A 13,623-nucleotide genomic window follows, 5' to 3' on the forward strand; every position below is an offset into this window, starting at 1 on the left:
GAAGACGCTACAGCCAAGAGTTAAGAAAGCACATATACCCGCATTTTACTCTCTTGGAGGTAAATTTGTATATTTTCTTTTCCCCGCACATATCCCATCATAATCTTCTATTATTAAAATAGAATTAAAGAGGAGAATAAACATGCGCACAAATACCCACGATAAAGGCAGTCAAGATGAGCGTCGTCACGAGGGGGATAAAAAACATAATAAGCGAATTCAGCCTTAGGCTTGGTGCTTTTGTCTTTATATTTATTCGACTGTAACTGATTTCGCTAGATTACGGGGTTGGTCAACATTCGCTCCCTTAACCAGCCCTACATAATAAGCCAATAGCTGTAATGGCAACACGTAGAGAATAGGTGCCAAAATCCAATTGACACTGGGCATTTTTATAATTTGAATAGCGGAGTCATCTAAATCTGTCTTATGGTCGGCAAAAACAATGAGCTTGCCTCCTCGCGCCTTTACCTCTTGTACATTAGATTTTAATTTGTTGAATAAATCGTTGTCAGGGGCAACTACTACGACAGGTAATTTTTTATCCACAATGGCGATTGGCCCATGTTTTAGTTCACCCGCCGGGTAGGCTTCAGCATGAATATAGCTTATCTCTTTAAGTTTAAGTGCTCCTTCCATGGCGACAGGGTAGAGACTGCCACGCCCTAAAAACAGCGCATGGTGTTCATTTACGAATTCCTTAGCAAGCTGCCGTATGGTATCCCTTAATCGTAACCCCGCTGCTAGTTTTGCAGGGAGCCCCCAAAGCAGCTTTACGATTTTCTCTTCGTCGGCTGAGGTCAATTTATGATGCCGCCCCAGCGCCACGGTCAACATCAACATGGTAACAAGTTGCGTCACAAATGCTTTAGTAGAAGCAACGCAAATTTCCGGACCTGCATGTGTTAAGCAGGCGAGGTCAGCTTCGCGTACGAGGGAACTTTCCGCCACATTACAAATGGCTAAATTACCTATATATTTTTGTTTTTTAGCTAGATGAAAAGCAGCCAATGTATCGGCGGTTTCCCCTGATTGCGATAACGCAATAAAAAGCGTATTTGGCTTGATCACGGGATGACGATAGCGGTATTCACTTGCAATCTCCACCTGAGCAGATATACCCGCTATTTCTTCGAGCCAATAGCGCGCAATCATCGCCGCGTGATAACTCGTCCCACAAGCCACGAGCATGACGTTCTCCACCTTATGAAAAAGTTTTGATGCTTGAGCGCCAAATGTAACCTCTAAGACTTTATTCTGAGTGAGATGTTCTTGTAACAGAAGAGTGACACACTGGGGCTGCTCAAAAATTTCCTTTTCCATATAATGCTGAAATTTACCTAAGCTAGTATCTTGTTCTGAGGCCGCAGATATTATCACTTTTCGTTTAACATGGCCCCCATTAGCTTCATAGATAAGCACTTTGTTTGAGCTCACCACCGCGATATCGCCATCTTCAAGATAAATAAAATGATGAGTGACAGGGAGTAACGCCGCGCTATCAGAAGCAATGTAATTTTCCTTCTCTCCTAAACCAATCACGAGGGGGCTACCCGAGCGAGCTCCAATAATAGAGTCAGGCTCAGATGTACTCATCACCCCAATGGCATACATTCCTTCCAATAGTGGTAATGATTGCTGCACCGCCTTTAAAAGGTCTCCCGTCAGTTCCAAATTTTGATGAATTAAATGCGCGATAACTTCCGAATCTGTTTCTGAAAGAAACTCATAGCCTGCTTTCTGTAAGGAAGATTTCAGTACTTCATAGTTTTCGATAATTCCATTGTGGACAACAGCCACTTGGTGATGGGAGACATGGGGATGGGCATTGTTTTTAGAAGGGACACCGTGGGTCGCCCACCTTGTATGTGCTAGGCCACAGCTTCCAGCTATAGGAAATTTTGAAAATTCTATACTTAATTTTTTCACTTTTCCTCTCACTCGTTCGCATTCGAGCTGGTGAGCTGGCGTCATAATAGCGAGCCCGGCCGAATCGTAGCCTCGGTATTCCAGAAGTTTTAGCCCCTCGAGTAATACCGGGCCAATTTCTTGAAAAGATGCTCCACCAATAATGCCACACATATTCAAACCTTATAAACAACTGAGTCCTTAATAGTATAGTGTGGGTTGCCGCTGGTTATGAGAGTCTAGTCTATAATAAAGCTCATGAAGACAGAAAAAGAGCAACGGAAAATTGCAATACTAGGCTTGGGCTATGCTGGGCTGCATACAGCTTTAGCCTTCCAACGAGTGAAGTCAATAATAGGTTTTGATTGTGATGAAAGCCGCATTGACGAACTCAAACAACGCATCGATCGCCATGGCGAGTTTTCCAAAGAGGAGTTTGGAGACAGAGAGTTACAATTAACCTGCGACCCTCAAGATATTGCCGATCGCAATTTTTATATAGTAATAGTTCCCACCCCAATTACTGAGGGAAATTTTCCCGACTTTAGCTACTTGGTCGATGTTTCGATCTTAATTGGGGGGATGTTAAAACCTGGGGATATCGTAGTTTATGAATCTACCGTTTACCCTGGTGCTACGAATGAAATTTGTCTTCCCATACTCGAAATGGAAAGCGATTTAGTATTAGGCAAAGATTTTGCGATTGGATATTCTCCTGAACGCATTAATCCGGGCGATAAAATTCATACATTTTTAAATACGGTTAAAATAGTGGCCGCAAGCGATGCCGCCGCATTAAAAATAATTGCTGCAGAGTATGCAAGCATTGTTGAAAAAGGCGTTTTTCTAGCCTCTAGCATTGAAGTAGCTGAAGCGGCAAAAATCATTGAAAACATTCAACGTGATACCAACATTGCATTAATGAATGAATTGGCGCAATTTTTCAAAAAAATAAATATTGACACCACTGAAGTCATTAGAGCAGCAAGCACTAAATGGAATTTTATTCCCTTTCATCCAGGATTTGTAGGCGGACATTGTATCAGTGTTGACCCTTATTACATTCTCTACAAGGCGAGTTTAATTCATTATTCCCCTTACCTTATTCAAGCTTCGCGCAAAACGAATGAACAATTGAGCCATTTTATCGCGGATGAAACTATCAAACTTTTAGTAAAACGAAAACTAATCAAAACTCCTACTAAAATTGCTATTTTCGGCATTACCTACAAAGAAGATTACGATGATGTCAGAAATAATAAAGTAGTGGATTTAAGCAAACACTTAGAGGCCTACGGTATTGAAGTCATATTCTATGATCCTGTAGCCAGCGAAGAATCGGCCTTCCACGAATTTGGAATTGAGTTATCAGCATGGGGAAACATTCCAACAGTTTCGGCAATCATTATTGCCGTTGGGCACAAAAAATTTAAGGCATTGAGCTGTGATGATTATCAAAAAAAATTAGACCCAAAAGGTTTTATAATGGATGTGAAAAGTGTTCTTAATGTCGACGAATTTAAGTCGAGTGATCTGACAGTGTGGAGACTTTAACAAGGAGACGTAATATGAGAGTTTTAATTACAGGGGCTGCAGGTTTTATTGGATCTCACTTAGTAGAGCATCACTTAAATAAGGGTGATATGGTCTATGGCATTGACAATCTGAGTAGCGGTCAAGAATGCAATATAACTCCCTTTATGAATAACCCCAACTTTCGTTTTTCGAATCAGGATATCGTAACCTGGAAGGACATCGACAAAATCGTTACCTGGGCTGATCTAATCTATCAGATGGCAGCAGTGGTGGGGATGTTTAAAGTGTTAGAGGAGCCTGAACGTGTTTTAGCAGTAAATATTGCAGGTTGTGAGCGTTTGCTTCGCGCCATTCGAACAGCCGATTGGAAGCCACGTGTCATCATTGCTTCAAGTTCAGAAGTTTATGGACCCACTAACCAAGCCTTACTTCAAGAAGATGCAAATTTGATCATCGAATCTAATGCCAGAAATCGATGGCATTACGCTGTCAGCAAATTGGCGGATGAATCGTTTGGTTTAGCTTATTATCGAAAATTTGGCATCCCTATTACTCTAATACGATTTTTTAATACCGTGGGTCCCAGACAAACTGGACGCTACGGGATGGTAGTTCCACGATTAGTAGACCAAGCTATTGAGAACGAACCGCTCACCGTGTTTGGTGATGGAGAACAGTCGCGATCTTTCTGCGATGTAAGAGATACAGCGAAAATTTTGGACCAATTAGCCCATTCTGAGAAAAGTATCGGAGAGATAGTAAATGTAGGAAATGACCAGGAAATCACCATTAATAATCTTGCCGAACTAATCAAAAAATTAGCAGGGAGTGATTCACCTATTGATCACATTTCTTACGAGAAAGCGTATGGTGAAGAGTATGTCGATATTCGATGCCGAAGACCGGATCTCACAAAATTACAATCGCTTATCGATTTGAAATTTGATTGGAATTTAGAAGGGACGATTAAAGACGTTATCAAATCGAAAAGAAAACTACAAAGTTAAACGGGCCGTCCTCGGAGCCGATTCCATATGTATTGCATGGTTCCAACAAAACAACAGGCCGCCCGTATCTGACGAAATCCAAACATTTCTAAGGTGACAAGATACACCACACGCAGAGTATCATAAAAATTATGATACTTTTTGTAAGTTATGATATTTAAGAAAAAATTGGCAAGATTGATAAAGGCGGAGAAGGCAGCAGCTAATATGAGGGCCCACACTAAAGGTTTGACCGCTACAGTACTAAAAATGAGCGCAAGGATGAGTAGCATATAAGAGAGAAACTCAACTACCGACCCCATTATTTCGTAGAAAAAATTAAAGGGAACATTGAACATTCCAACAATTCCATAGCGAGGATTGAAAAACATGTTGCTATGTTTGGTAAATGTTCGGAGCATTCCTCGCTGCCAAAAATTGCGTTGCTTCCAATAATGTTTAATTGTGGCGGGCACTTCAGTCCAAGCAAATGCATTTGAAGTAAAATAAGCGGTATATGGATATTTATGTCGACGCATGTAATCATGTATGTGAGTCACTACTTCAGCGTCATAAGCAAAATTTTTAGCGTCAAGCCCTCCCATATCCACGACAACTTGTTTTTCGAATAAAGTAAATGCGCCTGCATAACAAAGGGCGCCGCTAAAAGTATTCCATCCCGCACGACCAAATAGAAAAGAGCGAATGTATTCTACCGCTTGAAAAGCCGCAACTGTTTCGGAGGGTAAACCTGTTTTAACCATTACCCCCTCTTGCACTTCATTACCATTTAGCACATACACTGCCCCACCCACCACGACACAGTGAGGTTTGGAAAAAAAATTAAATAATAGTCTACTGATGGCTTGAGGCTCTACAATCGTATCTGCGTCTACCGTCATATATAATGGAGTATTACATGCATTAATACCCACATTAATGCTATCGGCCCCATTGCCAAAACCATGTCCTTTATCAATGACTAATAAATTTGGATAAAGCGTCGAACGGTAAGTCGCTCTTATAGGCTGTGTTTTAATAGTTTGTTTTATCACTGTGGGAATGACATATAATTGAAATTTTTGGATTAATAAATCCATGGTGTTGTCAGTCGAAGCGTCATTAACGAGGGTGATATTTATCGGAGAATAATCGCTTTTGACCAAGCTATATATTGTATTAAAAACTCTGGTTTTTTCATTCCAAACTGGAACAATGACAGTGAGAATTGGTAGTGAACCAAATGCAGTGAACACATCGGATATGTTGCCATAATCAGCTTCTTTAAATTGTCTGAGTATGTCAGATAATGATGCAAATAAAAGAATGCAATAACCAATAGTTAAGGATGCGAAATAAAATAAAATAGTATAGCTAGCTATTAAAATAAAATTTTCCATAGCTTACTCCTTTAACTGCTTTGAAGTTTGAAGGATACGAGTAGCTACTTCATAGGCATAACGGTCTACCTCAGGATCTTGAGACCGCAAAATAGCTTCGCCCTTTTCCCCAAAACTCATTAATGCTTGCGCCGCATCCATTCTTACCCACCATGCTTCATCCTGGAGACTTTTGCCTATTATATCCAGCGACTCGTAATCCTTTAGAGCACTCAATAGTTTTATAACCACTACACGCACTTGCCAATGTTCATCAGATAAATAACGTCGGATTATTTTAGTTGTCTTTGGTCCTTGATGTGCTAAATATTTAAGCGCAGCAATTTTCAAATCAATAACAGCGCTGTTAATATCTCTTATTACAGTTGGGCACATCTCATCTGGAACGGGGAGTTTAGTCAGTAACGAATAACAAAAGGCCAATATATAAGGATCTGTTTCCACCGCTAGTCGTTTAGACACCATAGCACCAATAGCCGGATCAGACTCAACAAATTTAGCAGAAAAAATAGATTGCTGTAATCTTCTTCCTTTCGAGTAGAAATCAATTAAGGTATCGACGAGAGATTGCGTTGGTTTTTTGACCGCCACTAATGCGGCATTGAGTGAAATTAAAAAGGTATGATCTACTATTAATTTTGCTAATAAAGGTTCGTCTCTTGCATCCCAGCCATAACTAAAACATCTTACCGCAAAGTATCGTTTAGACCAGCGCCTGGATTTTGCATAACGTCTCGCTTTAGGTTTTAAAATTTTTTCTACAAGAATCACCTGGATAGAGGGCCAATGTGGCAAGGATTGCGCCTCTATGCGAGGGAGAATTTGGAGTAAGACTGGAAGGTTTTTTTTAAAAAAGTTTAATTCATGTGAAATGTTCTGCTCAGATGTTGACGCAAGGCTAACGAATAACTTTTCCATATCCGCAGTCGTAATTACCCTACGTTCGGCTTTTTTTCTATAGTAAAACTGAGCACTATAAGCAAATACAATTAATAGAATAACTAAACATATTTCTACAATTGCCGCCCACTTTATGTAGTAGAACGCATTTATACTTATCAATGTCATTGTTTTTCGCACTTAGAAACGTGCTTGGATACCAAAAATACCACCCATCAACTCCCTTTTACGACCAGTCGGGAAAACTTGAGATTGATAGTCTCCTCCGATATTAAATGCCACTTTATTATTGAGAACAGGAAAGTGGTAACCTAGATAAATAAAATCATTTTTAATCACAATAAAATCTACAGTTAATAGGTCGTTCAAATCGGGGCTTTTGCCGGTGCCGAGTGTAACCCACACAAAATGGTCGTTATCATTTTTAAAATATCCTTTTAGATTGAGAATATATAAAGTGGAAGCCTCCCCTACTTCGGGAAGATAACGTATGGATCTGAAATTTATATAGGCTTTCGCGAATTCTTTAGTGAGTGAGTAAGTGGTATAAGAGTAATGGGTTCGTTGAATATCAGCATAATATTGGCCCACTGAAAACTCAATAAATTTTGGAATATTGAAATAGCCTTCTGCACGGGAAGCAAATCGGGGGAACAATGCAATTTTATTAGAAAAGGCCATGTCCACTTCCATGCGCACATTCTTATCCAAAAAAGGCACCCACAATACTTCCTCCTGCGTACCCTTTATCCCTCTTCTTTGGGCAAAATTAACCAGCATATTAAGGTCAGCTGCTTCTCCGTGATGGGTGAGATAAGTAGTAGATGAATTCCACCATTGATCTAGATCTGAGACGTGATCGTCTTGCCTTAAATAACCGATTTCATTTAGGCCGGCTGCATATTTACCGCTGGCACTTTTCAAGTTAGCAATAATTTCTTTGCCCTTTTTGTTCTGGGGATCAAGCGCTAAAGCATCTTTTGCGTAAGCAGCAGCGACATGATGCTGCTTGTAGGAATAAAAATATTCTGCCCTTTTCGCTAACTCCTCAGCACATGCCTGATCAATCTTATAGATTTTTTCGAGTTGAGGCAGCACAGCGGGAACGGGCAATTTGATCTGGGCTAGAACAGTGGTTTGGAGTTTTAATAAGTCTTGATTTTTTGGGTCAAGCTTCAATCCTACTTTCAATTCTTGAAGCGCATCCTCATATTTTTTGGATGCAGCAAATACCCTAATAAGCAACAATCGGGCGTCAGTATACTTGGGCGCATTTTGCAATATTAATTCAGCTGCTTTCTTTGCGTCGTTTAAATTGTTTTCTTGAAAATAGATATTGCCTAAAATTAGCATTGTGTCCCAATCTTTGGGATAATTTTTGAGTTGCTCTAATGCAAGTTGTTTAGCCTTGGCTAATTGGTTGTTATTTTTTAAGGTTTGAATTGTTTTATAAGAAATTGCCATGGGTTTGTTAGTGGTCACCGCTACTGGAGCCACCTGAGGCGGATTTTTTAGAGTCACCAATGTCTGTTGCAACTTTTTCAGATCAGGATTGTTTGGGGCAAATTTCAATCCCTCCTGCAACTGACTTTGTGCTGCATCGTATTCTTTCAATACAATCTGGATCTTAATTAATAATACCCGCGCATCGGTATAAGTTGGCACCTGTGTTAGTACTTTTCTGGCTAAGATTTGCGCTTCGGTCGTATTCCCTTGTTGAAAGTTGATGGAAGCTAACACCAAAATAACATCGCCATCTCTAGGAGTGTCTTTCAGATATTGTTGCGCATCGGCTTTTGCCTTATTGAGCTGCCCTGCAATTCTAAGGGCTTGAATAGACTGCAACGTTATATGGCTATTTGTAGTGGGGTTAACCGCTTTGACATTACCACAAAAAAATAATGCTAAAAAAATTGTTAACGTACTGGTTAACTTCAACAAGTCCTTGTTAAGCATTTTGATCCTTTAAACTATCACTGCAATTCGGTAGCGCTAGCTCCTACTGTTTAAATCAGCGCTTAAGCATCTCGCTCAGACCTTCCTTCATTGTATAACGGGCTCTATATCCTATCTTAGCTGCCTTACTGGGATCACCGCAAGAATATAAAACATCTCCCGTGCGTTTTGAGCTGTATATTTTTTCAACCGGTCTTTGGTAGATTTCGCTAAAAATTTGCACAAGATCATTGATAGTTACCGAATTGCCGGTGCAAATATTATAAACTTCAGCAGTTTCACTTATATTCTCCATGAAAAAAATAAATGCGTCGATCACATCTGCCACATAAATAAAGTCGCGAGTCTGTTTCCCATCCCCATAAATTAGCACTGCCTCATGATCATCGATTTTTGCTATAAACTTTGAAATGACGCCGGAGTAGGATGAAGAGGGATCTTGGCGCGGACCATACACATTAAATAATCTCAGGCCGACATTGGGGATACGATGCTCACACCATGCAGCATTCGCTTGCAGTTCACACCCTAACTTGTCAGCACCGTAAGAAGATATTGGTCGAATAAAGAGTGTTTCATGTAAGGGAAGATGTTCGCAATGACCATAAACCGCGCAGGAAGAGGGATAGACAATAGGGATAGGATTGTCTTTTCGAGCGCGCCTTGCTGCATCAAATATTGTTACTGTGCCACCCAGATTTATATTGTTGGCTGCTACCCAGTGATCTTGATTGTAAGGAATTCCAACGATGGCGGCTAAATGAAAACATCCTTGCATTTGACTTAACAATTTTTGTACTAAGGGGCCATCTAAGACGTCTCCTACGACGAGTTCAGCCTTGGGTGAAAGATTTTCTATTTTGCCCGTTGATAAATTATCCAGCACCACTACTTCGTGATTTGATGCAATTAATCTATCGACGAGATGTGAGCCGATAAAGCCGCAACCACCGGTTACTAAATATTTTGCCATTAAACTCTTCCGTAAGTTTGAGACCGTATCTGGTCCTAAAAATCCTTTTGGGTTTCCTTGATTTCACTGCGTTTCATCAAGGCTACATTTTTTAGGTCACTTGTTCTACGCTGAATTCTATTAATTCTGATCGAATTTTATTTAGCATCCGCTTTTTAAAGGACGCTTCCTTGATAAACATATGGCCACTCTCAAATTCTATTATCTCGCATTCATCCTTGGTATGCATCTTCCATTCAAGATGATCTTCATACGCTACCCAGGTATCAAGTTTACCCGCAAATACAGTAATGGGTATTTCGAGAGGCAAATCGTCGTAGTAATTGTAGCTTTTAACCATACCCATATCACCCATGAAAATGGGCAATAACACTTTAATAATCTCTCTATCCTGCAAATAGTCGCCGTAGCCCATAATGCCATTCTCATTAAAAATCCTCGATAACTGATTAAGTTGTTGCGGGGTGAGCTGATCTATAGCAACAGAATTATTGATATCCTCTAAACGAATATTTATAGTTTTTAATTGTTCAAGTAAGGTATCCAAACTTTTAGTAGGCACACGCGGATCTGGAAAGGCAGAAACAAAAAGATGTTTGGGCGTTGGGAGGTTTTTTCTGCGTAAATTACGGATTAACTCAAAGGCCAGCAGTGAACCAAAGCTATGTCCGAAAAACGCAAAAGGTAAATCCAATTCCTGTTGCAACTGCTCGGTAAGGATATTCACGACCTTCATTAAATCATTGAGAGGTGCTTCACCCATCCGCTCTTCCCGACCTGGCAATTGAATAGGACATACTTCGATGGTATCACCTAACTGTTCTTGCCAATCGCGGTAAATAGAGGCTCCCCCTCCCCCATAAGGGAAACAAAAAAGACGTGTCTTTGCATTAGGTTGTTTGATGCGATATGCAATCCAGGGGTTGACATGCTGAGGCGAAGCTTCCGCATGACCTATTAAATGATTTGCCAATTCGTTAATCGTTGGGCCCTCAAGCAAACCTTGCATCGCATAACTTTTCTCTAACCCTACCTCTATCGCTCGCATTAATACTAATGCCATTAAAGAATCAATCCCTAAATCCCGCAGCGAGGAATGGGAAGAAATATCTTCTTTAGGTAACGAAAAAATAATGGCAATCTGAGTGATTAAGAAATCAGTCACATATTTTTTTCGTTCCAATAAAGGTAGAGCATCAAGGTCGGCTGTACTAATATGAGTTTTGGCTTTTAAAAGCTCTTCTATCTGAATTTTGTTATCTAATTGAGTTAAGCAAATATCTTGAAAGGAGGCGACGACTTCACCTTCGGCATTCATTAACCAACAATTGCCCCATATTTTTTCACCGTTATTTTCAATCTCTTTTAACTTGGCCCATAGATATAACGGTCCTTTTTTTACGCCCGAGAAATATAATTTCTGAGCTCCGGATGCAATATAAGGTTTATTCAATTCAGGAGGTAATACTTGGAACAACGGTTGGATGGAGGCATCAAACACACCAGGATGAATTTTCAATGTGTATTTATCATTTTGACTAACATCGGTCGGTTGTTGGAACTCACAGAGTATTTCCTGATCCCCTAACCAATATTGATGGGTCCAACGGATACTTTCCCCCGCTGGCATGCCCATGGCAATCACCCGTGCGTAAAGTTTGTCAGCCGCTTCATTGATAGCGCAACGTTTTTTGATGATATCAATACTCTCTCTATTTGCTATCACTTCACGCGCTCTACACAATTTCCCCGTGGCATTCTTAACCCAATTCATTTGCTCGGTCGTGCTGCTATAAAACTGAAATGCATAATCACCTTCATCCGTTGGATTGAGTACCAGCTGCACCGTCATAGTATTATTGTTGGGTACAATTATCGGCGATAAAAATTTATGATCTTCAATGACAAAAGGCGTCTCCTTAAAAATTTCTTTTACAGCGAAAGCCATTATTTCTAAGTAATATCCCGCGTGTACAATATTATAGGTATCTTTCAAATCAGGCAGTAATTCATTAGACACTGTGAATGCAAATTGAATAGTTTCCAAGGGAGAATACAGCCTTCTGCCTTGCAAGGGATGAGTGGTCGCTGCAGTTTGAACATGGGACTTTGTTCCAAGGGGAGGCCAATATGCTTTATGCTGCCAAGGGTATAAGGGCATTTCAATATGAGCATAACTTCTAGTCGCTTCAAACTGTCGCCAATCAACACTGGCATTATTAACATAGAGAGTGGCTAACGTGGTTAGCTCGAGGGTGGCGAGTTCTGGTTGAGTTATTTTCTTATGGGTTTTGCTATTTTTTTCATCCCACATAAATACGCTATTAGGATCTACTTGCTTGTCTTCATTTACGCATCGAAGCTGCTGCAATAACTCATTTTTAGTTGCTGCGATGATTGCAAGACGATGAGAATGATGAGTACGCCTTACATGACTGTTATAGCAAATTTCAGCTAATTCTAGTGCAGGATTATTTTCTAAATGATGGCACCATCTACCTACCAATTCTTTTAATGCCAGCAGGTTCTTCCCAGAGACGGTAAAGAGTTCCAAAGGATGTTTTACTGCCGGAGAAGCGTCTGTGTTTTTTTCATAGTCGGCTAAATCACGCATTACGAGGTGCGCATTGGCCCCACCAAATCCAAAGCCGCTTAATCCGGCCACTCTGAAATTGCCATATTTTGGCCAAGATTGCAGTGTGGTTGGAACACGTAAATTATATTTATCAAATGCAATATGCGGGTTAGGTTGACTGAAATTTAAATGCGGCGGTATCTGGCCATATTTTAATCCTAGCGCTACTTTAATAATACTCGCTATCCCTGCCGCAGGTTCCAGATGTCCTATATTTGTTTTAACCGAACCAATCCAACAAGGTTGTGTTTTTTCGCGGTTTTTTCCGAGCACTTCTCCCAACGCCTGAATTTCAATCGGATCACCTAGAAAAGTACCGGTACCATGACATTCCACATAAGAAATATCCTGTGGTGGTATATTTGCCGTTTTATAAGCGGTATTCAATAGTAATTCTTGTTGCAATCCATTGGGTGCAGTTAACCCATTGGTTCTTCCATCTTGATTAATAGCGCTCCCTGTAATGACAGCATAAATTTGGTCTTTATCTTTAAGCGCTTGAGATAGAGGTTTTAAAACGACAACACCCACCCCTTCACCTTGAACATAACCATTAGCCTCTGCATCAAACGTTTTGCATTGCCCATCGGGAGAAAGCATTTTAGCTTTGGTTAATACAAAATTTATATAAGGTAATAAATTGAGTTTGGCACCACAAACCAGCGCAAGATCACAGGCCTTTTTTTGAATATTTAAACAAGCTAAATATAAGGAGGTCATAGAGGATGAACAGGCTGAATCAATGATAACACTCGGGCCTCGCAAATCGAATAAATAGGAAATTCTGTTCGCTGCAATGCTCATAGCATTCCCTGTGGGCAGATAGAGTGCATCCATCTCTGTATCCATTTTTTGCAAATGCGCTAGCTGACTAACATATAAGCTGGAAAATACACCCGTGTTAGTTCCCGCGAGTGCCTCTAAAGGTAAACCTGCATCTTCAATCGCCTCGTGTGCCACTTCGAGTAATAAACGATGCTGCGGATCAATTCTAATCGCTTCGCGGGGACTAATACCAAAATAGTAAGCATCAAAATGGTCAATATCGGACATAAACCCTCCCCAATAGGGATGCGTTCTATCACGCAGTAATGCTTCCTCCGACCCCTCCAGTAATTCCCATCTTTTCTCCGGAATTTTGGAAATAATATTACGTCCTTCTTTTAACATCTCCCAATATCCCTCCTTACCTATCGCTTGAGGGAATCGACAACTTAGGCCAATTATGGCCACCGGCTCGAACGCATTCGTCTGTTGTTCTTGCAGTAAATGTTTAAGTTTTTTTATGGTATAGAGAGCTTTTTGTAAGGTAGTTTGTTCGTTCATACT

At 40.4% G+C, this 13,623-nt stretch carries 8 protein-coding genes; 2 read left to right on the plus strand and 6 right to left on the minus strand.

Annotated features, from left to right (window positions below):
• Positions 1-252 precede the first annotated feature (252 nt).
• On the minus strand, positions 253-2,082 hold the full coding sequence (gene glmS, locus H0U71_06965) for a glutamine--fructose-6-phosphate transaminase (isomerizing) (GenBank protein MBA2654791.1): 1,830 nt from the start codon (positions 2,080-2,082) through the stop codon (positions 253-255).
• Positions 2,083-2,166: 84 nt separating this feature from the next.
• On the opposite strand from glmS, the gene H0U71_06970 reads away from it, so the two are divergent.
• Together H0U71_06970 and H0U71_06975 are read left to right on the plus strand one after the other, a co-directional pair.
• Positions 2,167-3,462 carry a nucleotide sugar dehydrogenase gene (locus H0U71_06970; protein ID MBA2654792.1) on the plus strand — a complete coding sequence of 432 codons (1,296 nt, stop codon included), beginning with the start codon at positions 2,167-2,169 and terminating at the stop codon, positions 3,460-3,462.
• Positions 3,463-3,476: 14 nt separating this feature from the next.
• Positions 3,477-4,451 (plus strand): GDP-mannose 4,6-dehydratase, encoded by a 975-nt coding sequence (locus H0U71_06975; GenBank protein MBA2654793.1) that lies wholly within the window; start codon positions 3,477-3,479, stop codon positions 4,449-4,451.
• Here the strand turns inward: H0U71_06975 and H0U71_06980 are convergent.
• From H0U71_06980 to H0U71_07000, 5 genes are all read right to left on the minus strand, one after another.
• Positions 4,448-5,830: a glycosyltransferase family 2 protein gene (locus H0U71_06980; protein MBA2654794.1), complete on the minus strand. Its 1,383-nt coding sequence runs from the start codon at positions 5,828-5,830 to the stop codon at positions 4,448-4,450. The two genes, H0U71_06975 and H0U71_06980, sit on opposite strands and share 4 nt — an antisense overlap.
• Before the next feature lie 3 nt (positions 5,831-5,833).
• Entirely contained in the window at positions 5,834-6,898 is a 1,065-nt protein-coding gene (locus tag H0U71_06985; GenBank protein MBA2654795.1) for a HEAT repeat domain-containing protein, read from the minus strand.
• Between the two features lie 12 nt (positions 6,899-6,910).
• Positions 6,911-8,686 carry a tetratricopeptide repeat protein gene (locus H0U71_06990; protein MBA2654796.1) on the minus strand — a complete coding sequence of 592 codons (1,776 nt, stop codon included), beginning with the start codon at positions 8,684-8,686 and terminating at the stop codon, positions 6,911-6,913.
• Positions 8,687-8,741: 55 nt separating this feature from the next.
• Positions 8,742-9,659 carry an NAD-dependent epimerase/dehydratase family protein gene (locus H0U71_06995; GenBank protein ID MBA2654797.1) on the minus strand — a complete coding sequence of 306 codons (918 nt, stop codon included), beginning with the start codon at positions 9,657-9,659 and terminating at the stop codon, positions 8,742-8,744.
• A 91-nt stretch (positions 9,660-9,750) separates the two neighbouring features.
• Positions 9,751-13,620, minus strand: a complete 3,870-nt coding sequence (locus tag H0U71_07000; GenBank protein MBA2654798.1) for a polyketide synthase dehydratase domain-containing protein — start codon at positions 13,618-13,620, stop codon at positions 9,751-9,753.
• Positions 13,621-13,623 lie beyond the last annotated feature (3 nt).

The organism is Gammaproteobacteria bacterium, from assembly GCA_013697705.1.
GTDB lineage: Bacteria > Pseudomonadota > Gammaproteobacteria > UBA6002 > UBA6002 > UBA6002.

What these genes read in the sequence shown, in the direction of transcription:
- glmS (MBA2654791.1), bottom strand. Translation starts at nt 2,082, where the DNA reads ATGTGTGGCATTATTGGTGGAGCATCTTTTCAAGAAATTGGCCCGGTA.
- H0U71_06970 (MBA2654792.1), top strand. Translation starts at nt 2,167, where the DNA reads ATGAAGACAGAAAAAGAGCAACGGAAAATTGCAATACTAGGCTTGGGC.
- H0U71_06975 (MBA2654793.1), top strand. Translation starts at nt 3,477, where the DNA reads ATGAGAGTTTTAATTACAGGGGCTGCAGGTTTTATTGGATCTCACTTA.
- H0U71_06980 (MBA2654794.1), bottom strand. Translation starts at nt 5,830, where the DNA reads ATGGAAAATTTTATTTTAATAGCTAGCTATACTATTTTATTTTATTTC.
- H0U71_06985 (MBA2654795.1), bottom strand. Translation starts at nt 6,898, where the DNA reads ATGACATTGATAAGTATAAATGCGTTCTACTACATAAAGTGGGCGGCA.
- H0U71_06990 (MBA2654796.1), bottom strand. Translation starts at nt 8,686, where the DNA reads ATGCTTAACAAGGACTTGTTGAAGTTAACCAGTACGTTAACAATTTTT.
- H0U71_06995 (MBA2654797.1), bottom strand. Translation starts at nt 9,659, where the DNA reads ATGGCAAAATATTTAGTAACCGGTGGTTGCGGCTTTATCGGCTCACAT.
- H0U71_07000 (MBA2654798.1), bottom strand. Translation starts at nt 13,620, where the DNA reads ATGAACGAACAAACTACCTTACAAAAAGCTCTCTATACCATAAAAAAA.